This is a genomic window from Tropicimonas sediminicola (genome assembly GCF_900188335.1).
Lineage (GTDB): Bacteria > Pseudomonadota > Alphaproteobacteria > Rhodobacterales > Rhodobacteraceae > Tropicimonas > Tropicimonas sediminicola.
Window position 1 is genome coordinate 172,679 of sequence record NZ_FZOY01000009.1, and the last position, 24,825, is coordinate 197,503.

A 24,825-nucleotide genomic window follows, 5' to 3' on the forward strand; every position below is an offset into this window, starting at 1 on the left:
TGTGGGAGTTACTTGGACGTCGCCTTGCTGCGGCCATCGAGGACCACGGCAAGCAGGATGACGGCGCCTTTCGCGATCATCTGGTAGTAGGACGAGACATCCATGATGTTCAGGGCGTTGTTCAGCACGCCGATGATGAGCGCGCCAATCAGCGTGCCGGTGATCCGGCCGCGCCCGCCGGCCAGCGAGGTGCCGCCCAGCACGACCGCCGCGATGGCGTCGAGTTCGTAGGCAAGGCCGGCGGTGGGCTGCGCCGATTCCAGGCGCGCGGTCAGGATGATGCCCGCGAGCGCCGACAGCGCGCCCGAGATCGCGTAGACGATGACCTTGACGCGGGAGACGTTCACGCCGGCCAGCTGCGCCACCTGCTCGTTGCCGCCGATGGCATAGACATAGCGACCAAGCCGCGTGTAGTTCAGCACGTACCAGCAGGCGAGAAAGACGACACCGGCGATGACCACAGGGATCGGGATACCGGCGATGTAGCCGCCGCCCACCTCGTAGAAGCTGTTGGCGACGTCGAAATCACCCGTCGAGATCGGCCGGCCATCGGTGTAGACGAGCACGAGCCCGCGCACCATCGTCATGCCGACCAGCGTCGCGATGAAGGCCTGCACACCGAAGAAGGCGATGATCGAGCCCGACGCGGCCCCGAGCGCGGCCCCGATCACAAGGGTCGTCAGAAGCGCCACGATCAGCGGCGTGTCCGCCGCGATCATCGAGGCGCAGACCGCCCCCGCGAAAGCCAGGATCGAGCCCACCGACAGGTCGATGCCCGCGGTCAGGATCACGAAGGTCATCCCCATCGCGATGATCGCGTTGATCGATGTCTGCCGCAGGATGTTCAGCAGGTTGTCGACGGTCAGGAAGTTGGGCGAGTACAGAGACACCGCCGCCATCAGCACGATCAGGCCGATCAGCGGGATGTTCTCCATGACGAATGTCCTGAAATCGAAAGACCGTGTCATTGAACCGTTCCCTCCGTAAGCCCGGCCACCGTGCAGCGCATGATTGCTTCCTGATCCGCCTCGCCGCGGTCGAAGCTGCCGGTCAGCAGCCCGTTCGACATCACGAGAATGCGGTCGGAGATGCCGAGCAGTTCCGGCATGTCCGAGGACATCAGCAGGATGCAGAGTCCCTGCGCCTTGAGTTCGTTGATGAGTGTGTAGATTTCGCGTTTCGCGCCCACGTCGACGCCGCGGGTGGGTTCGTCGAGGATCAGGATCCGGGGCTTGGGCACCAGCGACTTGGCGATGGACACCTTCTGCTGGTTGCCGCCCGACAGCTGTGAAACGACCGCGTCGATCCCGTGCGTCTTGATCGAGAAGGCGTTGATGTAGTCGGTGATCTCGGCCCGTTCCGCCCGCTTGTCGATGTGGCCGCTTGAGCCGGAGAACCGGAAGAGCCCGGTCAGCGACATGTTGCGCCGGAGGCCGTGGGACTGGATCAGCCCCTCGAGCTTGCGGTCCTCGGTCACGTATCCGATGCCCGCTCGCACGCCGTCGCGCGGGGTGCCGATACGCATCGGCGCGCCGTCGATCTCGATGGTCCCGGCGGTCGCCGGGTTGGCGCCGTAGATCGCCTTGCCCAGCTCGGTGCGCCCTGCCCCGACCAGGCCCGCAAAGCCGACGACCTCGCCGGCGCGCGCCTCGAAGGAGACCTCGCGGACGCCCCGGGCGACCAGCCCCTCGACCTTGAGCCGCACCGCCGCGGGCACCGCCGGCACGAAGGGATATTGATCGGAGAGCTCGCGGCCGACCATGTGGCGGATCAGCGTGTCTTCGTCGATCTCGGAGACCGGCCCCTGGTGGACCATCGCGCCATCACGCAGAACGGCCACGTCGTCGCACATCTGGAAGATCTCTCCCAGCCGGTGCGAGATGAAGACGAGCCCCTTGCCCTCAGCCCGCAGGTGATCGACGACATCGAAGAGGATCTTTGTCTCGACGTCCGTCAGGGAGTCCGTCGGCTCGTCCATGATGATGACTTCGGCATTCATCGACAGCGCGCGGGCAATCTCGACCATCTGCTGCTGGGCGATGGAGAGCTTGCCGGTTTCGGTCCGGGGATCGATGTTCTGCTTGAGCTGGCCAAGCCAATGGCGCGACTCGCGGTCGATCTCGCCCCAGAGGATGCGGCCCGTGCTGTCCACCGGCTCCCGTCCGAGAAAGATGTTCTCCCCCACCGAAAGAGCGGGCAGCAGGTTCAGCTCCTGGTGGATCATCGCGATCCCGGCGTCCATCGATTGCCGGGCATTCGCGAAGCGGGCTTCCTGTCCGCGGTATTTCATGGAACCGGCGTCCCGGCGGTAGATGCCGGTAATGATCTTCATCAGGGTTGATTTGCCGGCGCCGTTCTCTCCCGCGAGGGCCACGACATGGCCAGACTCGACGGTGAAATCCACGCCCTGCAGCACACGCACCGATCCGAATGCCTTGTCGACGCCCCGAAGTTCGAGAAGTGCAGTCATCTCCTGTCCTTTCGCGTCTCTCAGAACGTCACGCCGGCATGGAGGATGATGTTCGCATAGGGCGTGACCTCGCCCGTGCGGATCACCGCCTTGCAGGACGCCGTCTGCTGCTTGAACGCCTCGTGCGGCACGGCATCCACCGCGATCGGCTTGCCCTGCGCCGCCTCGAGCGCCGCGATCCGGGCCAGCACCTCGCCATGCAGGGCCGGCTGCGTATCCACCAATTCCTGCGCGATGCTCACCCGCTCGACGCAAAGCTCGCCGGTCACCGCATCCAGCACATCGAGGAAGCGCGGCAGCCCCTGCGTTACGGCCAGGTCGATCCGCTCGACACCGTCCGGGATCGGCAGGCCGGCATCGCCAATGCACAGGCTGTCAGTATGACCCATGAAGGCCACGGTGCGCGCGATCGGTCCGTTCAGAAGAACAGCCTTTCTCATGATCTCCTCCATCATGGGGCTGTGAGTCTGGCGCGACCCTACGCTTAAAAAAACGTTTGCGCAAAGCTTTTCGCAACGAACTCGGTGAAGCCTGACCGGGAGCAGGCAGGCAAGGCCGAACGTGGGGCAGCAAAAGCGCGGGATCGGTTGCCAGACGTGGGGGCAGCGTGCTTGGCGGCAGCATCAAAGGCACTACAGTGCCCCCCGATTCGCATCGCAAAGCCAACGAGCACCCAGGCTCAAGGAGCATCATCCCCATGAAACTCGATTTCGTCGCAGCCGTCGTCGGCCTGACCGGCGCGCTGAGCGCGGCCGCGCAGGCCGATATCGTCATCTCCTCCAAGATCGACACCGAAGGCGGCCTGCTCGGGAACGTCATCGCGCTGGCCCTCGAAGACGCGGGTCTGCCGGTCGAACGCCGCCTGCAGCTCGGCGCCACGCAGGTCGTCCGCGAGGCCCTGCTTGCCGGCCAGATCGACCTCTATCCGGAGTACACCGGCAACGCCGCCTACTTCTTCAACGAGGCCGACAGCCTCGTCTGGAAGGACGCCGAGGCCGCCTATGCCCGCGCCGCGGAGCTCGACGCGGAAGCCAACAGTCTCACCTGGCTGCAACCCGCCCCGGCCAACAACACCTGGGCCATCGCCGTGACCGGCCCCCTCGCCAGCGACAACGGGCTCGTCACGATGTCGGACTTCGGAGCCTGGGTCGCCGGCGGCGGCGAGGTCAAGCTGGCCGCGTCCACCGAGTTCGTCTCCTCCCCGGCCGTGCTGCCCGCGATGCAGGAGGCCTATGGCTTCACCCTGTCGCCGGACCAGACCGTGGTCCTGTCGGGCGGCGACACCGCGGCGACGATCCAGGCGGCAGCGCGGGGCACCTCGGGCGTAAACGCCGCCATGGCCTATGGCACCGATGGCGGGGTCGGCGCGACGGGGCTCGTTGTGATGGCCGACGACAAGGGGGTGCAGCCGGTCTACGAGCCCGCACCGGTGGTGCGCGACGAGGTGCTGGCCGAGTATCCGGCCATTGCCGACGTGCTGAACCCGATCTTCGCCGAGCTCGACATGGCGACGCTGCAGAAGCTCAACGGCCGGATCCAGGTCGGCGGCGAGCCGGCCGAAGCCGTGGCCCGCGACTATCTCACCGAGATCGGCGTGCTCGACTGATCGCCGGAGCGATGTCCACCCGGAACGCCCCGGCGGTCTCTGCGCCCGGTCTTCTCTTTGCCGTCCTGGGGCTTGCCGCGCTGCTGGCCCCGTTCATGACGCTGGCCGCAAACCGCATCGTGGCGGGCGAAGGCGTGCGGGCGTGGAGCATGGCCGGCCCGGAAGCGACGCTGCCCGGTCTGGCGGCGATCGCGGCGGGGCTGGTGCTCGGCCTGCCCGCAGCCTGGCCGCGCCTGCGCCTTGCCGGGGCGGCGCTCGGGCTGGCGGGCGCGGTGTGGCTGCTCGTGCAGGGGTCCGCTGCACTGCTGGATGGCGCGGGCGATTACGCGCGGGTCTCTCCGGGCGCCGGGTTCTGGTGCCTGCTGGTGATCCTCGCGTTGCTGATGGCGGATGCGTTGTCGAACCTTGCACCGGGCCCGCTCGCCCGCGCCGGCCTTCTGGCGGCAGCGCTTCTGGGGCTGGCCACCGTGCTCGGCTCCGGCGCTCTCGCGGATCTCTCGATCTTCCAGGAATATGCCAGCCGCAAGGACGCCTTTCGCGACGCCGCGTGGCGCCACCTCTGGCTCGCCTTCGGGTCGCTTGCCGTTGCGGCAGCGGTGGGCTTTCCGCTTGGCATCCTTTGCCACCGGCGCCCCGCCCTGCGAGAGGCGCTCCTGCCGGTACTGAGCTTCCTCCAGACGATCCCGTCGCTGGCGATGTTCGGCATCATGATCCCGCTGCTCGGCTGGGTCAGCGACACGGTGCCGGGCGCGCAGGCCATCGGCATCGCGGGCATCGGCTTTGCCCCGGCCTTTCTCGCGCTGGTGCTCTATTCGCTGCTGCCTGTGGGTGCCAACACCGTGGCCGGGCTCGAGACGGCTCCCCCGGCAGCGCTGGAGGCCGCGCGGGGCATGGGCATGACCCCGCGCCAACGCCTGTTTCAGGTCGAGCTGCCGCTCGGCCTTCCGGTGATTCTCGCCGGCCTGCGCATCGTGCTGGTGCAGAACATCGGCCTTGCCGTCATCGCCGCCCTGATCGGCGGCGGCGGCTTCGGCACCTTCGTCTTCCAGGGCCTCAACCAGACAGCGACCGACCTGATCCTGCTCGGAGCCCTGCCAACCGTCGCCCTGGCCCTCGTCTCGGCCATCGCGATGGACATCCTGGTCGACCTGGCCAGCCCGACACCGGAGAGGCACAGATGATCGAGATCGACCGGATCACCCGGCTCTACGACGGCAAACCGGCGGTGGATGCCGTCTCGATGACCGTTGAGACAGCGACGATCACAGCGATCGTCGGCACGTCCGGCTCCGGCAAGACCACGCTCCTGCGGATGATCAACCGGCTTGTCGAGCCGAGCTCGGGCGAGGTGCGCATCAACGGCGAGCCGACGACAGGGCTTGAAAAACACGTGCTGCGGCGGCGGATCGGCTACGCGATCCAGGGCCACGGCCTGTTCCCGCATCACACGGTCGCACGCAACATCGGCGCTGTCCCGCGCTTGCTGGGTTGGCCGGCGGAGAAGATCCGCGCCCGCGTGGACGAGTTGCTCGACCTGTTCTCCATGCCGCCCGCCGAGTTCCGCGACCGGTTCCCTGCCGAGCTGTCGGGCGGCCAGCAGCAGCGCGTCGGCGTGGCCCGCGCGCTCGCCTCGCGCCCGGACCTGTTGCTGATGGACGAGCCCTTCGGCGCACTCGACCCGATCATCCGCACCCGCGCGCAGGAAGACCTTCGCCGCATCCAGCGCGCGCTCGGCTCCACCATCCTGATCGTGACCCACGACATGGAAGAAGCGATCCAGCTGGGCGACCGGGTGGCGGTGATGGACGCCGGGCGACTGGTGCAGCACGGCACGCCGGCCGAGATCATCACGCGCCCGGCGACCGCGTTCGTGGCCGAGATGGTCGGCGGCGTGGAGCGGCCGTTGCGGCTGCTGTCGCTCTTCCCCGTTTCCGACCTGATCCAGGAAGGTCCGGCGGAGGGCGCGGCAGTTCCCGATCGAACCAGCCTGCGCGACGCCCTTTCAACTTGCCTCTGGACCGGCCGCGACGCCCTGCCGGTGGAGCGCGACGGCCAACGCATCGGCCGCGTGACGCTGGATGCGATCCGGTCGCGGGCGGAGTGCCACGCATGAGGCGCGGCATTCTCCTACGGTTGGCGCTCGTTGCATTGCTGCTGGCGCTGGTCCTGCGCCCGGCGTGGTTCGCGCCGATCTTCGCCCCCTTCGCGCCGGAGGGCGGGCCGGTGATCTATGACCGCGCCTCGCTGCTCTCGCTCTCGCTTAGCCACCTCGGCCTTGTGGCGCTGGCCTCGGCAGCGGCGACGCTCGTTGCGGTGACTTTGGCCATACTGGTGACCCGCCCGGCCGGCGCGGCCTTCCGGCCGCTCTCGCGGACGATCACCAACATGGGTCAGACCTTCCCCCCCGTTGCGGTGCTGGCGCTCGCTGTTCCGGCGCTCGGCTTCGGCGCCGGCCCGACGCTGGTGGCGCTGTTCCTCTACGGCCTGCTGCCGATCTTCGAGAACGCCGTGACCGCGCTCTCCAATCTGCCGCCCGCCACGATGGAAGCGGCCCGCGGGATCGGCCTCAACCGCCGGCAACGGCTCCTGCAAGTCGAACTGCCGCTGGCGCTGCCGGTGATCCTGACCGGGATCCGGCTATCGGTGGTAATCGCGCTCGGCACCGCCACCATCGGCTCCACCGTCGCCGCCCGGACGCTGGGCGAGGTCATCATCGCGGGACTTCTGACCAACAACACCGCCTACGTGCTGCATGGCGGGCTGATCGTCGGCCTCTTCGCGGTGCTGATCTATGATGCGCTGGTGCGTCTGGAAGCTGGTCTTTCCCGCCGGATGGGGCTGGCGAAAGCCGCCTGACCGGGCAGTATGCGCCTCAGGCCGCCGGCCCCGGCAGTTCTCCCGCCGCGTTCCGCAACGATCGAGGCAAACGCCCGAACTGTCGCTTGAACGCGCGCGAAAACCCCTCAGCCGAACGGAACCCGTACCGGTGCGCCACCCGCTCCACCCGCGCCCCCTGCGCAAGGTCCTGGCTCGCCAGCGTCAGCCGCCAGCGCCGCAGGTAGGCCGCGGGCGTCTCCCCGACCCGCGCCTGGAACAGCTCCACGAACCGGCTGAGCGACAGCCCGGCCTCGCGGGCGAGGTCATCGTTGGTCCAGAGCCGTTCAGGGCGGTCATGAATGGCGACAATGCTGCGGCTCAGCCGGGGGTCGGACAAGCCAGCGAGCAGCCCCGATTCCACCGAGCCCGCCTCGATCTGTCCGCGCAGGATCCGCACCAGCAACACCTCGGTCAGCCGACCGACCACCGAGTCCGCCCCGCAGCGCGGCATGCGGATCTCGGCGTCGATCAGCGACAGCAGCTGCCGCGTCCCCTCGTCCCGCGACAGGTCGTGGACCATCAGGTCCGGCAGAGCGAGAAAGAGCGGGTTCGACTCGCTCCCCCAGTCGATCGTCGCGGCCAGGAGGACATCCTCCGGAGCAACCTCGACTGTCACGGGGCGCGCACCGAGATAGAGCCGCCCCGGCTCCTCCCCCACCCCGCGCGTGGCAATCAGCGTGGCCCGGCCGGGCGGCGCCGGGCGGGCGCTCAGCCGGAAACGGGACATCAGGGTCGACAGGCGGTCAATCTTATCCATTCCGGATTTTTGGTCGGTTTTTCCGACTTTTTCAAACGCGAATTTCGGGGATACGTGGCCGGACACTCATCGGCACAGACCCAAAAAGGACATCACATGTTGCTTCCCCGCCAGAAAACCCCGGACCTCAAGCTGCCGACCCTCGCCCATGGCGAGTTCGATCTCGCGGCCGAAAATGCCGAGCGCGGCACGCTCCTGTGCTTCTATCGCGGCCTGCACTGCCCGATCTGCGCCACCTACCTGACCGAGCTGCAAAAGCTCACCCCGGATTTCGCGGAGCGCGGCGTGACCACGCTGGCGATCAGCTCCGACGGCGAGGAGCGCGCGCAGGCGATGGCCGACAAGATCGGCGCCGACGGACTGCGCATCGCCTATGACCTGCCGCTGGCCAAGGCCCGCGAGTGGGGGCTCTACCTGTCGACCTCGCGCGGCAAGACCTCCATCGGCATCGAGGAACCGGCCGTTTTCTCCGAGCCCGGGCTCTTCATGGTGACACCGCAGCAGACGCTCTACTACGGCTACGTCCAGACCATGCCCTTCTCGCGGCCGCATTTCTCCGAGCTGCTGGGCGCGCTCGATTTCGCCATCAAGAACGACTACCCGGCACGCGGCGAATACACCGGAGAGGTCTGATCCGGCGGCGGCGCGGCGGATCGTCCGGCCGCGCCGTCCCCTGCCCTGTCGGCATGGCGGCTCCGAGGCTCACGAAACCTTGACCGGAGTTTGGCGCACAAGCGCCGCTGAAACTCTGAAAAACCTCCAGACATGCTATACCTCATGTCAGGACTGCCGGCCGGTCTGGCCGGCGCTCCATATGTTTGGAAGGAGAATTTCAGATGACGATCCACATGGTCACCCGTCGTTCCCTCCTCGCCGCAGGCGGCGCGCTCGTGGCAACGGGCGCCACCGGGTTGCTCCATCCCGCCAACGCGCAAACCATCGCACCGACGCCCTCGATGCGTGGCGGAGCGAACAACTACCGCCCCGGCGCGCCCATCGTGGAACGGATCGGCGGCGGCGGGTTCTGGATGACGGGCACCGTGCGCCGCGCGGGCGACGGCGCGCCGCTGGCCGGTCAGCGAATCCAGATCTGGGCCCATACGACCGAGGGGCACGAACGCGACCCGCACAGCCACGGCGCCACCCTTACGGACGCCAACGGCGTGTTCCGCCTGGAAATGCCCCAGATCGTCCCGGCCTTCGGCCAGCCGCATGGACACCTCGCCTATGACAGCGGCGACTTCGAGACGGTCTTCCTCCGCCCCGTGATGCGGAGTTCGAAGGACACCAGCCTCGAAGCGCATTTCGTCCTTCAACCCGCCTGATCCCTCCGTGCGCCAGCCCCGTTCCGCGCTGATCTGGATGGGCCTCGCTGCCGCCGTCGCTGTACCGATTGGCGCGGCGGCCCTCAGCCCGCTGCTCGCCTGGCGCAGCCCGATCTACATCGCGGCCGGCTTCGCCGGGGTGATCGCGATGGCCTTTCTGCTCATCCAGCCGCTTCTGGCAGGCGGCTTCCTGCCCGGCCTGAATACCCTGCGCTCGCGCCGCCTGCACAGGCTAGTCGGCGGTGCGCTGGTGGCGACGGTCGTGATCCACGTGGCGGGGCTCTGGATCACCAGCCCGCCGGACGTGATCGACGCGCTGCTCTTCCGCTCCCCCACGCCGTTTTCCGTCTGGGGCGTCACCGCCATGTGGGCGATGTTCGCCGCCGCTCTGCTCGCCGCCTTTCGCCGGCGCCTGCTGCGCTGGAAAACCTGGCGCTTCGCCCATGCCGCGCTGGCCACTGTCACCGTCCTCGGCAGCGTCATCCATGCGATGCTGATCGAGGGAACCATGGAATGGGTGACCAAGGCCGCACTCTGCGCTCTGGTCCTTGCGGCCACAGCCAGGACGCTGGCGGACCTTCGGCCCCGGCAAGTGACGCACCGCCGCGGCACCTGACAAAGTTGCCTCAGCGTCCGGCCTGCTCCTCGATGTGCCGGGCGATCTGGTTCCCCTGCCGGATGGCGTAGTTGGTGCCGCGATCCTCGGGATAGATCTGCGCCATGGAGCAGATGTGGAGTCCCTCCGCCGGCCCCTCGCGCGGCGGGATCAGCGCCGAGTAGTTGCGCTCCACCACCGGCTGCGACCAGCGCGCGCGCCAGACCGAATGTCCCAGCACCCAGTCGCGCCGGAACTCGGGGAACATCTTCTGGATATGCGGCAGGGAGAAGTCGAAGACCTCCTGGTCGGACATCAGGTAGAGCGCATCGGTGTGCGGCAGGTACTTCGAAAGGTAGACGATGTGCCGACCGCCATAGACCGTCGGCGCCTCGAAATTCGTGTGTTCGATCACGCCCACATAGGGGAAGCTCGGGTCGTTCACGTTGAGCCAGTAGGTCTCCGAGAGGGATCGGTCGAGCTCCAGAACGAGGCAGACGTTGCCGATGTAGTCGATCCGCCGCATCTGAGCGAGCCAGTCGGCAGGCGCCCAATCCTCGGTCATGTCGGCGATGAGCGGCAGCGCGGGGGTGGCGATGGCGAGCGGCGCGGTGACCGCGCCCCACGGCCCGGAGGCGCGCCAGAGACCGTCCTCGCCGCGCGCGAGCTTGCCCACCGGCGCGCCGGTGCGAACCTCGCCGCCCGCCTCTCGGATCGCATCGGCGAGCGCCAGCGCCAGCAGGTAGAAGCTGCCCTTGAAATAGGCCAGCCGCTCCTCGCCGCCCTTGCCCCGCGAGCCGCCGCGCAGCTTGAGCTTGTTCCAGAACCACACGGCCGAGACACTTTCGGCATAGGGGCCGAACTTGCCGTGCAGCAGCGGCTCCCAGACGACCTTGTAGACCTGCTCTCCCCCCAGCTCGCGCAGCCAGTCCGCGGCGGTCCGCTCCTCCAGCGCCATCCAGTCCTCCACCTTGCGCGCCCGGAGCGTCAGCAGACCGAGGCGGATGCGGTCGGCGAAGGAAAGCGGCGAGAACCGCAACAAGTCCATCGGGGTCGAGAGCTTGAAGAACTGGTTGGCATAGTAGACGCCGGTATTTGTAGGGCTGGTCACGACCTTGTCCATCAGCCCCAGTTCCTCGATCAGGCCCATGACCTCGAGATCGTTGGTGAACCAGTGGTGGTAGAACCGGTCCAGCTGCGTCCCGCCGACCTCAAATGCGCCGGCCAGCCCGCCCACGGTGCTGTCGGCCTCAAGCACCGTGACCCGCTTGCCCTGCCGCGCCAGCCGGTACCCGGCGGTCAGCCCCGCAAAACCGCCCCCCACGACGAGCACATCTGCACTGCCCGGTTCGGAACGATCATACATGTGGCGAGCCTTTCTGCAGGGGCGCGGCGCTGCGGCCCCGCTGGGTGATCCAGGCCAGCAGACAGACCCCGCCGGTGAGGGTCGCGGCCAGCCAGAGCACAAGGTGCACGGTGACAGCGAAGGCCGCGCCGACGCTGAACGGGTTGCCCAGCAGCTCGACGGTCTTGCCGACGAAGAAGTCGAAGGTGCCGACGTATCCCGGCGACGAGGGCACCAGTGTCGAGAGCGTGCCGACCGGCATCGCCACCAGCCCGGCAAGCGGGTCCCGAAGCTCGGCGATCGAGAGCGCCACGCAGTAGAACACCGCCGCTTCGAAGCCCCAGGCCAGGCAGGACCACGCGAGCAATCGCAGCATCATCGGCCGGCCGGCCAGATGGTTGAGCGTGTCAAAGACCTTCTCCGCCGCGTGGGTCAGCCGACCGCCGACCCCCGGCAAAAGGCGCGCGCACCAGTGCAGCAGCATCAGGATCATCGGCTGGAAGGTGCGCGGGAACAGAAGCACAAGCAGGATCGCCGCCACCGCCAGCGCGATCCCGGTGCTGCCGAGCCCCATCAGCACCGAAAGCTCCGATGCCGCCGGAAGGAACGCCAGCACCAGTCCAAGCCCGACCATCAACACCAGCAGGTCCAGCAGGCGCTCCGCCAACACTGTCGCCAGCACGGCGGAAGCGGGCACCTGAAGCCAGTCGGTAAAACCGAAGGCGCGCAGCGCATCGCCGGCGCGCAGGGGCACGAGGTTGTTGACCGCAATCGAACTCATGAACGGCACCGCCGCCCGGCTCCAGCCCAGCCCCGGGTTCTCGTGCGCCAGCATCAGCCGCCAGCGCTGGATCCGGCAGGCATAGCCGAGCAGGAACACGCCCGTCGCGATCGCGATCATGCCCCGGTCTGCGCCGGAGATCACCGCCCCGACCTCGTCGAGGCTGACCTGTCGCAAGACCAGCCACAGGAACAGTACAGTGACCGCAAGGCCGAGGCCGACCTTGATGGCCCTACCCATTCCCGGCTCTCTCTCGCAACTCGATGGGCAGCGGCTGCACCGGGGGCGCGGCCCGCTCCGGACGCGGATGACGCGAGGCGCGCGGTGCGCGGGCGCCGAACTGCGACTTGACGAGGTAGAGCGGGCGCTCCTTGGCCTCGTCGTGGATCCGCGCGATGTACTCGCCGATGATCCCGAGCGAGAGCAGCTGCACCCCGCCGAGGAACAGCACGGCGATCATCAGCGCCGTCCAGCCTTCGACCCAGACCGAGGTGAAGATCCGCAGCACCAGTGCATAGATGATCCCGAGCAGCGCCAGCGAGGCCGCCATGATCCCCATGCCGGTGGCGAATTGCAGAGGCCGCGAGGAGAAAGCAAGGATACCGTCGGTGGCGAAACGCAGCATCTTGCGCAACGGATATTTGGACGTGCCCGCGAAGCGCTCCGCCCGTTCATAGGGCAGTGCGATCTGGTCGAACCCGATCCAGGCGACCATGCCGCGCACGAACCGGTGGCGTTCGGGCATCGCCTTGAGGCAGTCAACGACCCGGCGATCCATCAGGCGGAAGTCGCCGGTGTCGAGCGGGATCGGCACCTCGGAAAAGCGGTTGAGCAAACGGTAAAAGGCGCGCGCGGTCGCCAGCTTGAAGGCGCTTTCGCCCTGGCGCGAGGAGCGGGTTCCGTAGACGACGTCGTAGCCTTCGCGCCACTTCTCCACCATCTCCGCAATGACCTCGGGCGGATCCTGCAGATCGGCGTCGATCAGCACCACCGCATCGCCGGCGGCCACGTCGGTGCCGGCCGTCACCGCAATCTGGTGCCCGAAGTTCCGCGCGAAGCTCATCACGTGGATCCGTTCGTCCGCGTCCGCCGCCTGTTTCAGGCGCGCCAGCGTACCGTCACGGGAGCCGTCGTCGACGAAGATGATCTCGAATCCGATGCCCGGAATGGCTTGCAGCGCCGCAGTCAGCTGCGGGATCGTCTCGTCCAGAACCTCCGCCTCGTTGTAGCAGGGCACCACCACGGAGAGGAGATCCGGCGCTGTCATCGTTTCAACCAATGGGTCCCTGCCAATCCACGGTGCATGAAGCCTGTTCACGGGCCTTCTGCCCAAGATCGGCCCGGCCACGTGCAGGTTTTCTACCCTGACAAAACGGCAATTCAAGGACGGTGACAGAGAGCGTCGCCCAGAGTGGCCTTTCGGCGACGTGTCGGGCGTGTAACCACTCTCTGATGACAGGGGTCTGGAAGGTGCTTGAAGCCGGGATTTCAGAGGAGCGCTATGCCGTTTGGAATGAGGCATGACCTACAGGGACATGCCGGCCAGGAGATCGACTGGGTTGATCTGACAGGTCTCCAAACCGATGCGTGTCGCCTGAGCAAGGGGTGCGAGGGCCTGCGAGTTTCGGGGGCATCGTGTCGCCGGGGTGGAAGGAGCGCCAGCCTTACGTATTTCGCGAACCTCAACCGAAAGGCCCGAAAGCGAAGATGAAAGAGCGCTCGATGGCCTTCGCCGGCGCAAGCAGTGCCGCGAAGGTGCGGCAGACAGCTCGCCCCGCCAAAAGGGAGGCGGCGTCTGGAGTTCAGCTCTCTCGCGCGATGTAATCCCTTACGGCCTGAAGGACATTCGACGCGTCGAGCTCCTTCCAGGCGCCGTATCCGGAATGGGTATTCACGAGCTGTCGCTCGACAAGGAGGGCGATCTCTCCACCCGGGTAAGCATCGCCTGAGATCTCCTGCACCCGGCATCGACTCAGTGGGACAGCCCCTTCCTGGCGTCTCAGTCTCTCGACGAATGCTTCAACGTCAGCCCACTTTCCCAATTCCCCCTCCTGTCTCTTCGGTGTCCCTTCGGTTCATTTCATTTCCGTCGACCCGTGGCATGGGACGCTTTCCCCTACCGGGTTGTGCTCGTGTAACGAAATCAGGCCCGAAGCCACGCGCCCAAAGATGGCAACTCACTTATCGACCCACGATTTCATCGTTCACCGCGCCGGGGGAGCGACCGGCGGAGACCGGCGCCACAACAATTCAGCGCACAACCTCAGAGCCGACTTTCCCATCCAGCCTTGGCAGGATGCCTGTCGGGGACATCCAGACCCACCTCGCCGGCGCAAACTCGACACCAGTCGCAGATGCAGCCACGTCCTGCCATCAGTTCCTGGCGTTGCCGGACCCGAGCATGACGATGTCCGCGCCCAGATCGCGCACACTCCGATCAACCCCTGGTCCTGAAGTCACTTTTTTCTGCGTTTTCCTCGGGACCTCGGTACTTTTGCCAAGATGGTCGTTCTGGACACCCATGCGCCGCACCAGAAGTGCCGCATCTGTCCGATTGCGCGACCCGGTCTTCCGCAGGATCGCCTTGACATGCACCTTGACGGTCGACTCGCAGATTTCCAGTTCGCGAGCGATTTCCTTGTTCGAGTAGGCCTTGGCGAGAAGCGACACGACGCGCATCTGCCGCTCGGAGAGATCCTTGAATGGAGAGCTCCTTCGCTCGCCCTCTTCCGGTCTTGCGCCGAGTTCGATGACCGGGAACACCCGCTCGCCAAGCAGGATCAGCTCGATCGCCTTGGAGAACGCCTTCGGCTGGAAGGACTCCAGCAGGAACCCGTCGAAATTCGCCAGCATGGCTTTCTGAATTCTCGCCACATCGCGGCGCTCCGATATGAGCACCAGGCGAGCTTCGGGATGCTTCGCGCGCAGCTTTTCCAAGGTCTCTGCGGACGGCAAATCCGTCGCGGCTGCGTTGATGAGGATTGCTGCCGGACTGTCTGTCGACGGCTCCGAACGAAGCACATCCTCCAAGCTGCGCCACACCTGGGCGATCTGGAAGCGGTGTCGGTCAAGAACGCTCTTGAGACCTTCGCAGGAGATCGAGCAAGAATCGACTACGGCAATCGGATAAACGTCACTTTCCATTCCCCCCCCCCTTAAACAAAGGCAAGACCCAAACCTTGCCGCACCCGACTGGAATGAAATTCCTGAGTTTTAATTCCAGCCGCTCAACACCACGAGACCATCACGTGGCCCGAGCTTCACCAATTGACCCACAACACGAAGCCCTGGCGCTCACCCGCGCCAGGAATTCATCAACACGTTTTTCAGGCAGCACGTCTTCCGAAATGAACCGTCGAAATTAGGCCTCTCTCACTAATGAAAAAGGTTTTCCCACTCGCCTTACACCACGACCCCTTTCGGATTTCTGCCCGGGGCACCCCTCGCCTCTCGAACGTTCGCCGGTGACACTCAAATGTAACAGTGGTGTGACGATACGTAAACACATCAAAAGTTGAGCTTGCCTCCCCCGACGGCCGCGCACCACATTTTGAACCTTCACAATACATCTACTGATCGGGTCAGAGCTCTTCGCATGCATGGCGTCAACGCCATAGAATACTTGATTTACTTCACTATATTCACACGCAGGCCACTCGTCCGAAATGGCCTCCTAAATAAAGCGCAAATTTGATACTCATTATTCACTTTGTAGAGCCTCCTTCTCTGTGAGCATGCTACGAGTGCCCTGGAGGGGGAAGCCTACACCCAAAGTATCATGCCAGTGCACCTAGGACTTACCCCGCGCCGTCCTTCCACGCCGCACCTAACCCCTTTGCCCCCCCGGTGCTGTCCCTTATTCGGACTCAGCCAAAACGCAAAACGTCTACGATGCCAAGACGACCCGGAAAGGACGATTTGCAGGCAGCGTGTCCGACCGGGACCGAAACAATCAATCTGAGGGCGAGCGGTGTAGAATTTGACAATCATGGCAAGCGAAATTCCCGCTTGCCGCGTGGGAGGTGTTTATCGATGAAGGTTGTAATCCAGTGCGGCGGCAAGGGAACGCGACTTCGGCCATATACAATGGTTTTGCCAAAGCCGCTCATGCCGGTGCGCTCTCAACCGGTTTTGGAACTCCTGGTGAAATGGCTGCGCCGAAATGACGTCCGCGAGGTCTATATTACCACCGGCTATCTCCGTCACATCATCAAGAGCTTCTGCGGCGACGGCAGCCAGTGGGACATGCACATCAACTACACCGACGAGGTCGAGCCGCTGGGTACGATCGGCGCTCTCAGCCTGCTGAAGGACGACATCGACTCGACCTTCATGGTGATCAACGGGGACGTTCTGACTGATATCAGCATCGGCGCCCTGCTGGCCTGCCATCGCAACAGCGGAGCCATGGTGACGGTCGCGACGGCGGTTCGCGAAACGTTGATGGATTTCGGCGTGATCGAGGTCGAGAACGGGCGTGTCACCAGCTTCCAGGAAAAGCCCCGGTTCACCAATACGATGAGCATGGGCGTCTATTGCATGGAGCCTGAGGTCTTTCAGTTCATTCCGAGGGGCGTCCCGTTCGGGTTCGACGACCTCGCACACTGCATGCTGGCCCGGAACGAGCACATCCACACATACCGACACGACGGGCTGTGGCTGGACATCGGCCGGATTGAAGACTTCGAGGCGGCCCAGAAACTCGATTGGGATGATCAGGCGCCACCGCACGAGCGGCTGGCAACCGTGGCCTGACGCGCCGCTCGCCTCCGGGCGGACGAACATTTCGATGAGGGAATTGCGATGTTACTAGTGGCTGAGCCGGTCCTCGGCGCGGAAGAACGTGACGCGGTCGTGGAAGTTTTGCAGGGCGGGTGGTTGACCCAGGGTGCTCGAGTGCGCGCCTTCGAGTTGGCCTTTGCTGAGCGTCATGGAGCCAGGGATGCCGTGGCGCTGGCAAACTGCACCGCGGCGCTCCACCTGATGCTGAAGGCGCTCGGCATTGGCCCCGGAGACGAAGTTCTCGTGCCGTCGCTTACCTTTGCGGCAACCGTCAATTCCATTCTCTACGCCGGCGCAGAGCCGGTGCTGGTGGATGTGGAGAGCCTCGACTCCCCTTTGATCTCGATCGATGACGCGGCCAGCAAGGTCACCGCCCGAACTCGCGCGGTCATGCTCATGCACTTTGCCGGACATATGGCTGCGCCGTCTCCCTGGCAGGATTTCGCACGACGCTTCAACGTCATGCTTCTGGAGGATTCCGCACACGCGATCGGCGTCGCCGGCGTCGGCTCCTACGGCGAGGCCGCCGCCTTCAGCTTCTACGGAAACAAGAACATGACCACCGCCGAGGGGGGCATGATCCTCATGCGCGATCCCGAACTGCTCGCCCGGGCCCGACAGATGCGCAGCCACGGAATGACCCATAGCGTCCAGCAACGACTCGTCGCCCGGTCGCCGCACTACGACGTCGACATGCTCGGCTTCAACTACCGCATGGACGAGATCCGGGCCGCAATAGGCCTCGTGCAATTGTCGAGACTGGACCAGATGGCCGGCCGCCGGGCCGCGCTGGTCGCACTCTACAAGGAGCGGCTTCAGGCCTTGGCCTCCCGTCACGATGGCCTGATCGTGCCACGGCCGAAAAGCAGGATCTCGGCCGATCACATCATGCCCATCGTCCTGCCCGCGCGCCTGGATCGCGACAGGGTCATCGCTCATCTGCACGCGGGAGGGGTGCAGACAACCATCCACTATCCCCCCGTCCACACGCTTTCGTACTACCGCGCCCGCGACGGCGCCGTCCGGCTTCCGGTCACGGAGGAGTTCCACCGCAGGGAACTGACCCTCCCGCTGCACCCGAAGATGGAGGATGCCGACGTGTTGCGCGTGGTGGACCTGCTCGAATCCGCGTTCGAGGAGTCCCACGCTCTGACTTGAGGAGGAAAGATTATGCCCAGGTTTTATCGTTCAAGGATTCACATATCCCTCGGTCGGATGCTCGACCTGATCTTTGCGACACTCGGACTGATCGTCCTGAGCCCGCTCATGCTGATCATTGCACTGCTCATCGTGGTGGAATCCGGATTTCCCGTGTTTTTCGTTCAGACCCGGATCGGCCGGAACGGCAAGCATTTCAACATGTTCAAGTTTCGGAAGCTCGACGCCGCACGCGACGACGGCTGCCCGTTGACCCTCAAGAACGACATGCGCATGACCCGGGTTGGCAAGGTTCTGGCCGAAACAAAGCTCGACGAACTGCCACAGCTCTTCAACATCCTCCGTGGCGACATGTCGGTCGTCGGACCCAGACCGGAGAGCCTGGCCTTCGAAGACTGCTTTACGGAAAGCGTTCGGCCCGTGCTTGACCAGCGGCCCGGGATCTTCGGTCCCAGCCAGGTCGCGTTCCGGAATGAATGCGCGCTCTATCCGAAAGGAAGCGACCTGATCCAGTACTATCGCGAGACCCTGTTTCCGGCGAAAGCCGCACTGGACCTGTCCTACTACCCCACCAGAACCGTCTGGACCGACATTCTCTGGATCGTCCGGGGCATCCGCGCCGTATTCACCGCGGGACAGCATCCGAACCTCAAGGGAGTGACGCTCACGGCGCCTGATATTTCATCGTCCGGTCTTCTGCTCGGAGGCAATCTGAAAAGGAGCGAGGGATGAGCGCCCTTCCCGGGAACGAGAAAATCGCCCTCGCAGGACGAAATGTGCTGGTGACGGGCGCGGACGGGTTCATTGGATCTCACCTTGTCGAGGCGCTGGTCGCGACGGACGCCAATGTCACCGCGCTCTGCATGTACAACTCGTTCGACTCGCTGGGTTGGATCGACGACATCCCGGCCTCGATCCGCGGGAGGATCAATGTCGCGCGGGGCGATGTGCGTGACGCTGCTTTCGTCCGCAACATCACCGCCCAGCAGGATACGGTCTTCCACCTCGCGGCCCTGATCGCGATCCCGCATTCGTATGTTGCGGCGCAGTCCTATGTAGACACCAACGTCCTCGGCACCCTGAACGTCCTGGAGGCCGCACGGGAACACGACGTGCGCCGGGTAGTGGTCACATCCACGAGCGAGGTCTACGGAACCGCCCAGACGGTCCCGATTGCCGAGACGCATCCGCTGCAGGGCCAGTCGCCCTATTCGGCGTCCAAGATCGGCGCCGACATGATCGCGGAATCCTTTGCTCGGTCGCATGACCTTCCGGTGGTCATCCTGAGGCCTTTCAACACCTTCGGTCCCCGTCAGAGCGAACGCGCGGTCATCCCGACGGTGATCCGCCAGGCGCTGGATCCGCAGGTCGACGCGATACGGATCGGAGACCTCACCCCGGTTCGGGACTTCACCTTTGTCAGCGACACGGCGGCGGCATTCGTCACCGCAGGGACCGCCACCCGGCTTGATTTCGGCGTTCCTTACAACGCCGGCACGGGGCGCGCGGTCACAATCGGAGAGGTTGTCGACCTCCTGCGCACGCTCACGAAGTGCGACAAGCCCATTGTTCAGGAGACGTGCCGCATCCGGCCTCCGAAATCCGAAGTCAGGGAACTCCTGGCCGACAGCCGTCGCTTTCAATCTGCCACCGGCTGGAGCGCGAAAGTGGAACTCCGCGATGGCCTGGCTCAGGCCGTCGCCTGGTGGCAAGCGCGCGTCAGTTCAGGCAGCGTACGCAGGGAGACCAGCTATGCGACGTAACGTTCGCTCAGCCGGGGCGAACGCCAGCCTCCGTGGCGCCGGCGCGCTTGCCGCGGCACTGGCCGCCATGTTCGCCGGCAGTGGCGCAATGGCGGACGAGTACCGCCTGCAACCGGGCGACGTTGTCGGGATGTCGGTGGCGGGCCTGCCGGAAATGAACATGACGGCCGCAATCCAGATCGATGGAAGCCTGAGCTTTCCCCTTGTCGGACCATTGGAGGCCGCAGGGCTTACAATCGACGAGACCCGGAGTCAGATCCAGACGGCCCTGGCCAGCCGCCTGGTAACGGCCTATCTCCCCGACGGACGTGAAATCCTCCGCGCCCTCGATCGCGATCAGATCTCGGCCTCGGTCACGGAGTATCGCCCGGTCTTCGTAAGCGGTGACGTTGCCGAACCGGGCCGCATTCCGTTTCACCCGGGCATGACCATTCGCCATGCGATTGCCGCTGCCGGCGGCGGACGTCTGGTTGCGGCGCAAGCAACCGGCGAAAACGAAATCGACCTTCGCGCCGACTACGCCGAAGCCTGGCAATCGGCGGCCACGGCCAGTGCGCAAGTTTGGCGCCTGCGGCAGGAACTCGGGGAAACGATCCCGTTCCGGTACGACACCTGGCCTGCCGCCCCCCTCTCGGGGGCTTCGCTGGAGGACATCCTTCAGGTCGAGGATGCAATCCGGAAAGCACGAACCGAAACCCATGATCGGCAAAGAAGTTTCCTCGAACGCACCTTGAACCAGATCGATGCGCAGATCGCCGTCCTGCAGCAGCTCCTGGAGGTCGCGAAGGCCAATGAAGCGGTCGATGCAGAGGCGCTGGCCGGAGCCAAGGACGCGATCGACCGCGGCCTTCTCAACCAGGCCAGAATTGCCGATATCAGGGTGGCAGCGCTCCTTTCCTCGACACGCCGGCTTCAGACCGAGTCCAGCCTCATGCAACTCGAACGCCGTCGCACCGAGGTCGAGCGGGAAAGGTCGCGCCTGGTGGAGGAGCGGCGACTGGATCTGCTGTCGGACTTGCAGTCCGCCCGGGTCACCGAGGCCCGTGAGATCGCCCGCCTCAGCTCCGCGGACGAAAAACTGCGTGCGGCAGGCTTGGCCCTTCCCGTCCCGGCCGGTGGCGACACCACGCCGCTTACGGCCAGCATCATCCGGGACGGGGTCGAGATCATTGGCTCCGTCGAACTCGAGAGCCCCGTTCAGCCTGGCGACGTCGTCGAAGTTCGCCGTGGCCAACGCGTCCCTACAGTTGCGGCGCACGCCTCTTCTGCCGCCGCTCGGGCCATTCAGGCGGAAGCTGCTCTGCGATGATGGCCAAGCCGGCTTGACCCGGCGCTCGCCAGGACCGCAGCAATCCCATCGACATCCCGGATGCCGCCCTTCCGTTGACACGGGCGCATGGTCCCGATCTGACGTTGGATGCCGTCGGCGCACGGCGCCGGAAGGCCAGCGCCGCTCCCACCGGCGTCCATCCCGCGGGGCATATCTGCTCAGAGGTGGCGCCAGACGCCCCGGACGACATCGGACACACTCTGTTCCAGGGCGCGATCCGTCCTGATCGTAACTGCCGGCACGCCCGGGAACGCAGCAGCCGTCTCGATCTCCCGCCGGCGACGCAGACTGTCCGGGTCCGGTCCGTCCCGCTTGTTCCGGGTGGCGTCGCGCAGCAGTGTCGTCTCAATCGGTGCGACCAGGCGAACCACGAGATCCGGGCTCGGCACGCCGCGATACAAACGACGCTCCATGTTCATCAGAAACCGTTTCAAGCGGGAGCCACAGGCCGCAACCGTGGCGTCGTCGAACTGGCTGCCGTCGATTACCCCCGCCTCGGTGGACGGATAGCGGTCAGCCACGACGATCGCCCCTTCGGACGCCGCCCGGCGGCTCCGCAGCAGCAAGGCACGGCGATCATGGGCAAGCAGCACCATCCGCACCAAATAGACGAGCGAATACCGCCCTTCCTCGCGACGCTCGGGCCGCTGGTATTCGCCGGATCGCTCTTCCGGCATGGCCTTGCGAAGCAAGGGGAGCATCAGACGCACCGGGGCCGAAAGCAAAGTCGCCGGCGGCTTACCCACATGGATACGCCGCAGGTCGAGCTGTTTTCCCAGTCGATCCGCAAGCGCCGCCCCCAAGGTCGACTTGCCACTCGCCTTGGGGCCGACGAGCGCGACGATAGCGCCCCCTGCGACCAGGCTGCGCGGCCGGCGCCGGCGCATTCGCGATGACACCAGAATCCCGAGACGCCAGAGTCGTGACGCGGCCGCAGTCATGACGCCCAGCCGCCGCCAGTCCCGCAACCGCCAAGCGAGGCGCAGCCCAAGACGAATACGGCGAAGAACCGCGGTCGGCTCGGCTATGGCCGCGATCAACCGATCCAGTTCCCCATCGGTGGCTCCCGGGATGGTGGACGCCCAGAGCGCCTGTGCTGCTTCATCGCTCGCCCTGTCGCGCAGCCATGCGAGTTCCTCGGGCACAGAGCGGTAATGGCGGTTGACCAGCAAGCATTCCGCGAGGCTGGTATGCTTGAGCAGGATCCGGAGCACGAAAACCGCGAGTTCCGCCTCTGGCGGCGGCAAGGGTATTCCGCTGTCCCTCAGGTCACCGCCAAACAGCAGGGGCTCGAACGGCAATCGGTAGCTCTTGACGAGGCTGTCGCCGGTGACAACCTGGAAGTAGGCGTGCACATGGAGCAGCCTCTGTGTCGCGGAGTCGAGTGCAAAGGCGTGGATCACGCCGGGGTGGCCGCTTCCATATCGGGATAGGGCAAGTTTGAAACCGACGTCCGACAGGGCCTCGAGAAAGGTTGCGGCATCGATCCTGTCGACCAGAACATCGAAGTCTTCGTCGCCCGCCAGCGTCTCCGGAAGTCGGATGTTGCTCTTCCAGTGGCAGTATCGCACCTGCCGGGAGTTCAGCTCCGAAACCAGCGCCATGAAAGGTGCCTGGGCATGGCCGACCGGCTTGGACGCGGGGATTTCCACGGATCTGGCTCCGATTTCGTTCATCTTTCCCCTCCGATATTGCCCTTGGCGAGATCATCCGCTGCGGACCCTTGCGAGCTGCCCCCTCCCGGCCTTCCGGATATGCTGGCGAGCCCTGGGCGCAGACCGAGCCGGCGGTGAACACACCACATCATGCCGGCATTCCATCCAAGCATTGACAGCGCCGCAGCCACCGCGACCCCCGTCATGCCCAAGATCAAATACAGGATCGCGGCGATGATCACGTTGCCGGCCGCGGCGGCGATCATGAGCCTCGATCCCTCGCGCTCGTGCCCGGTCATCGTGAGGACATGCTGCTGCGGTCCGGCTGCCGCGGCAACGAGCTGCCCCGCAACCAGAATGATCAGGATCGTCCTTGCCGCCGAGAACTCCGGCCCGAACCAGTTAAGGATCATCTCGGCGCCGAAAATCAAGGGCGAGGCAACGGTGAGCGTGCCGGCGAGCGACAGTAGCGCAGCCCGCGAGATCAGTGTCTGGAGCCCCGCCATGTCCTTGCGCGCGTACAGGGCGGAGACGGTCGGCGCGAACAAGGTTGCAATCGACAGCCGCGGAAGCGCGGCGATCAGCGAAAGGCTTACGGCCACCGTGTAGATCGCCACCTCTGTGGCGGCGCCGTGCGCGCCCATGATCAGAACCCCGGCCCGGGACATGAGCGTGTCGGCCAGCATGATCAGCGTGAGCGGCACGGCCGGGCGCAGCCACTCGCGCGGCGCATAAAGACGAGGAGACCTGGCCGGTTCGGGAGGGATATGCGCGATGAGAAAACGTCGGAGGATAAACAGCATCACCACCCCGGCGGCAAGAGCCGCAGAGACGGCCGTGACGGCGTCCGGCACGGCGAGACCGCTCAGTACAGCAAGGGCAAGGAAAAGAAAGGTCAGGGTGTCTCGCAGAATGCGTTCCGGGAGCATCGCGGAGATGATGCCTCCGTAGGCGCGTACCGCCGCGGCGCTGACCAGGCGCAAGCTCAGAAGCGGAATGATCGCCGTCCCGATCAGGAGGGCACGCCCAAGCTCGCTCTCAGCTCCGTGGATCGCGACCACCGACACGGCTGCCACCATCGCAAGCGCGGTGCCGGCCAGCGCGGCCCCCGACAGGGCAAATCGGAGCACGCCCCCCGCCTTGGACCAATCCGCGCCGACCTGGTACGCCGGAAGCAGCCGGAGCAGTGAAACGTGGAAGCCCAGGGTCGAGATGTAACCGAGAACCGTGGTCCAGGCGATGACGTAGGCGAAATGCCCGAAGCTCTCGGCGCCGATCAGCCGGACCGTGCCGAGCTGCACGACAAGCCCCACCGCCGCGCCAGCCACCAGCACCAGGAAGGCAAGGGAACTGGAGGCAAACAGGCGCTTTCCAAGCAGGCGGTCCGCATGAAGCGAGAGCCTTGCCCCATCGGGCGCGTCTGTCTGCACACCACTCACCGCGTGGCCGCTCCGGGCGCAAAGGGGCGGCTTCCTTCCAAGGCGACCATGCGGATGGCGGCAACACCGGCCTCCAGATCATCACGGCACGCACCGGACACGCGCAGCACGCGGCGGCCGGAGCCTTCAAGCAGGCCCTCGATGGTGTCGAACACGCTCGCAAGGCCCGGGTTCGCATCCGGAGACCGCTCCAGGAACCGGTAGACACGGCCCTGCCCCGACAGCCGTTCCTCCAGGCGGGCGCGGGTCACGCTCGGCGCCACCTCGATCCGAACGGTGATGTCGGGCAATGGGACGAGCCGAAGCGCCTCGGCAAGGATCTCTTCGTCCGTTCTGCCGGAGTCGAGCGCGAGACCGGCGACGGCACAGATGTAGCCCTGGTCGCGCAGTGCCAGTCCCTCACCGGCACTTGCGGCAAGGCTGGCAAGATAGCGCCTGCGTCGCAACTCTCGCAGGCTACCGTCGATGGGCAGAAGCTTGAGCAATGCGTCGGCGACAGGGTCCTGGCGGGCATTTCCGAACAACACGTCCGCGAGTTTCGCGGCCCTGCTGGCCATGAAAGCCCGAGCCCCCTCTGCCCCGTTCGCTGATGGTGCTCCCGGAACCTCACCGGGCCGCGCGCTGACAAGAAGGCGCACGGGGATATCGTGGCCTTGCAGGTCTGCCGCCACACCGAGTGCCAAGGTGGTCTTTCCGGAAGCCGGCGGCCCGATCAACTCTATCGTACGGCCAGCCGCGCCCGCGTCCGGATGTGTTTCGTCGATCGTCTGGCCGTTCGCGTCAAACAAACCATGGCTCCCGTCACTCTGAACCAGATGTCTCAGCGGCAAACCGGGCGTCCCGGAATGCCTCCGTCGGGTTATGGCGATGAACTGGGTCCGGAGCGGAAGAATGACGCCCCTCGGCGGCCTACCCGATGGCACCTCTATCCCAAACAGGTTA

General features: G+C 65.6%; 23 protein-coding genes. 12 read left to right on the plus strand and 11 right to left on the minus strand.

What is annotated here, in order from left to right:
• Nucleotides 1-8 precede the first annotated feature (8 nt).
• The 3 genes from rbsC to rbsD are packed head-to-tail and all read right to left on the minus strand — an operon-like array spanning nucleotide 9 to nucleotide 2,910.
• Nucleotides 9-968, minus strand: coding sequence for a ribose ABC transporter permease (rbsC, locus tag CHB86_RS20110; protein ID WP_089234901.1), 960 nt, complete (start codon nucleotides 966-968; stop codon nucleotides 9-11).
• Entirely contained in the window at nucleotides 965-2,470 is a 1,506-nt protein-coding gene (locus tag CHB86_RS20115) for a sugar ABC transporter ATP-binding protein (RefSeq protein ID WP_089234902.1), read from the minus strand. Before CHB86_RS20115 ends, rbsC begins: the two co-directional genes overlap by 4 nt.
• Nucleotides 2,471-2,490: 20 nt before the next feature.
• Nucleotides 2,491-2,910 carry a D-ribose pyranase gene (gene rbsD / locus CHB86_RS20120; RefSeq protein ID WP_089234942.1) on the minus strand — a complete coding sequence of 140 codons (420 nt, stop codon included), beginning with the start codon at nucleotides 2,908-2,910 and terminating at the stop codon, nucleotides 2,491-2,493.
• Nucleotides 2,911-3,167: 257 nt separating this feature from the next.
• On the opposite strand from rbsD, the gene osmF reads away from it, so the two are divergent.
• From osmF to CHB86_RS20140, 4 genes are read left to right on the plus strand one after another with little or no spacing between them, the layout of a single operon-like run.
• Nucleotides 3,168-4,076, plus strand: coding sequence for a glycine betaine ABC transporter substrate-binding protein OsmF (gene osmF / locus CHB86_RS20125; RefSeq protein WP_089234903.1), 909 nt, complete (start codon nucleotides 3,168-3,170; stop codon nucleotides 4,074-4,076).
• A gap of 11 nt (nucleotides 4,077-4,087) precedes the next feature.
• Nucleotides 4,088-5,257 carry an ABC transporter permease gene (locus CHB86_RS20130; protein WP_089234904.1) on the plus strand — a complete coding sequence of 390 codons (1,170 nt, stop codon included), beginning with the start codon at nucleotides 4,088-4,090 and terminating at the stop codon, nucleotides 5,255-5,257.
• Nucleotides 5,254-6,189, plus strand: a complete 936-nt coding sequence (locus tag CHB86_RS20135; protein WP_089234905.1) for an ABC transporter ATP-binding protein — start codon at nucleotides 5,254-5,256, stop codon at nucleotides 6,187-6,189. Before CHB86_RS20130 ends, CHB86_RS20135 begins: the two co-directional genes overlap by 4 nt.
• Entirely contained in the window at nucleotides 6,186-6,932 is a 747-nt protein-coding gene (locus CHB86_RS20140) for an ABC transporter permease (RefSeq protein ID WP_089234906.1), read from the plus strand. Before CHB86_RS20135 ends, CHB86_RS20140 begins: the two co-directional genes overlap by 4 nt.
• Nucleotides 6,933-6,948: 16 nt before the next feature.
• Here the strand turns inward: CHB86_RS20140 and CHB86_RS20145 are convergent, their stop codons facing one another.
• A complete protein-coding gene (locus tag CHB86_RS20145; protein WP_342747483.1) occupies nucleotides 6,949-7,710 on the minus strand; it encodes an AraC family transcriptional regulator in 762 nt (253 codons plus the stop codon).
• A 96-nt stretch (nucleotides 7,711-7,806) separates the two neighbouring features.
• On the opposite strand from CHB86_RS20145, the gene CHB86_RS20150 reads away from it, so the two are divergent.
• From CHB86_RS20150 to CHB86_RS20160, 3 genes are all read left to right on the plus strand, one after another.
• Complete coding sequence (locus CHB86_RS20150; RefSeq protein ID WP_089234907.1) at nucleotides 7,807-8,343, plus strand: peroxiredoxin-like family protein; 537 nt, start codon at nucleotides 7,807-7,809, stop codon at nucleotides 8,341-8,343.
• A gap of 203 nt (nucleotides 8,344-8,546) precedes the next feature.
• Nucleotides 8,547-9,035, plus strand: coding sequence for a peptidase associated/transthyretin-like domain-containing protein (locus CHB86_RS20155; RefSeq protein ID WP_089234908.1), 489 nt, complete (start codon nucleotides 8,547-8,549; stop codon nucleotides 9,033-9,035).
• Between the two features lie 37 nt (nucleotides 9,036-9,072).
• Nucleotides 9,073-9,651 carry a ferric reductase-like transmembrane domain-containing protein gene (locus CHB86_RS20160; protein ID WP_089234944.1) on the plus strand — a complete coding sequence of 193 codons (579 nt, stop codon included), beginning with the start codon at nucleotides 9,073-9,075 and terminating at the stop codon, nucleotides 9,649-9,651.
• Nucleotides 9,652-9,661: 10 nt separating this feature from the next.
• On the opposite strand, the gene CHB86_RS20165 is transcribed toward CHB86_RS20160, so the two are convergent.
• From CHB86_RS20165 to CHB86_RS20180, 4 genes are all read right to left on the minus strand, one after another.
• On the minus strand, nucleotides 9,662-10,996 hold the full coding sequence (locus CHB86_RS20165; protein ID WP_089234909.1) for an NAD(P)/FAD-dependent oxidoreductase: 1,335 nt from the start codon (nucleotides 10,994-10,996) through the stop codon (nucleotides 9,662-9,664).
• Complete coding sequence (locus CHB86_RS20170; protein ID WP_089234910.1) at nucleotides 10,989-11,996, minus strand: lysylphosphatidylglycerol synthase transmembrane domain-containing protein; 1,008 nt, start codon at nucleotides 11,994-11,996, stop codon at nucleotides 10,989-10,991. Before CHB86_RS20170 ends, CHB86_RS20165 begins: the two co-directional genes overlap by 8 nt.
• Nucleotides 11,989-13,023: a glycosyltransferase family 2 protein gene (locus CHB86_RS20175; protein ID WP_089234911.1), complete on the minus strand. Its 1,035-nt coding sequence runs from the start codon at nucleotides 13,021-13,023 to the stop codon at nucleotides 11,989-11,991. The genes CHB86_RS20170 and CHB86_RS20175 overlap by 8 nt, the downstream gene beginning before the upstream one ends.
• Nucleotides 13,024-14,129: 1,106 nt before the next feature.
• On the minus strand, nucleotides 14,130-14,900 hold the full coding sequence (locus tag CHB86_RS20180) for a LuxR C-terminal-related transcriptional regulator (RefSeq protein ID WP_089234912.1): 771 nt from the start codon (nucleotides 14,898-14,900) through the stop codon (nucleotides 14,130-14,132).
• A gap of 888 nt (nucleotides 14,901-15,788) precedes the next feature.
• Between CHB86_RS20180 and CHB86_RS20185 the strand changes: the two genes are divergently transcribed.
• The 5 genes from CHB86_RS20185 to CHB86_RS20205 are packed head-to-tail and all read left to right on the plus strand — an operon-like array spanning nucleotide 15,789 to nucleotide 20,768.
• Entirely contained in the window at nucleotides 15,789-16,511 is a 723-nt protein-coding gene (locus CHB86_RS20185) for a nucleotidyltransferase family protein (protein ID WP_089234913.1), read from the plus strand.
• A 48-nt stretch (nucleotides 16,512-16,559) separates the two neighbouring features.
• Nucleotides 16,560-17,696, plus strand: a complete 1,137-nt coding sequence (locus CHB86_RS20190; RefSeq protein WP_089234914.1) for a DegT/DnrJ/EryC1/StrS family aminotransferase — start codon at nucleotides 16,560-16,562, stop codon at nucleotides 17,694-17,696.
• Nucleotides 17,697-17,753: 57 nt separating this feature from the next.
• Nucleotides 17,754-18,428, plus strand: a complete 675-nt coding sequence (locus CHB86_RS20195) for a sugar transferase (RefSeq protein WP_217898349.1) — start codon at nucleotides 17,754-17,756, stop codon at nucleotides 18,426-18,428.
• Between the two features lie 44 nt (nucleotides 18,429-18,472).
• The gene (locus CHB86_RS20200; protein ID WP_281251227.1) at nucleotides 18,473-19,459 is read left to right on the plus strand and encodes an SDR family NAD(P)-dependent oxidoreductase; all 987 of its coding nucleotides are present in this window, start codon (nucleotides 18,473-18,475) and stop codon (nucleotides 19,457-19,459) included.
• Nucleotides 19,449-20,768, plus strand: coding sequence for a polysaccharide biosynthesis/export family protein (locus CHB86_RS20205; protein WP_176442951.1), 1,320 nt, complete (start codon nucleotides 19,449-19,451; stop codon nucleotides 20,766-20,768). Before CHB86_RS20200 ends, CHB86_RS20205 begins: the two co-directional genes overlap by 11 nt.
• Nucleotides 20,769-20,947: 179 nt before the next feature.
• On the opposite strand, the gene CHB86_RS20210 is transcribed toward CHB86_RS20205, so the two are convergent.
• From CHB86_RS20210 to CHB86_RS20220, 3 genes are read right to left on the minus strand one after another with little or no spacing between them, the layout of a single operon-like run.
• The gene (locus tag CHB86_RS20210) at nucleotides 20,948-22,465 is read right to left on the minus strand and encodes a hypothetical protein (protein ID WP_089234917.1); all 1,518 of its coding nucleotides are present in this window, start codon (nucleotides 22,463-22,465) and stop codon (nucleotides 20,948-20,950) included.
• Entirely contained in the window at nucleotides 22,462-23,883 is a 1,422-nt protein-coding gene (locus tag CHB86_RS20215) for an oligosaccharide flippase family protein (RefSeq protein ID WP_089234918.1), read from the minus strand. Before CHB86_RS20215 ends, CHB86_RS20210 begins: the two co-directional genes overlap by 4 nt.
• Entirely contained in the window at nucleotides 23,880-24,671 is a 792-nt protein-coding gene (locus CHB86_RS20220) for a hypothetical protein (protein WP_089234919.1), read from the minus strand. Before CHB86_RS20220 ends, CHB86_RS20215 begins: the two co-directional genes overlap by 4 nt.
• Nucleotides 24,672-24,825 lie beyond the last annotated feature (154 nt).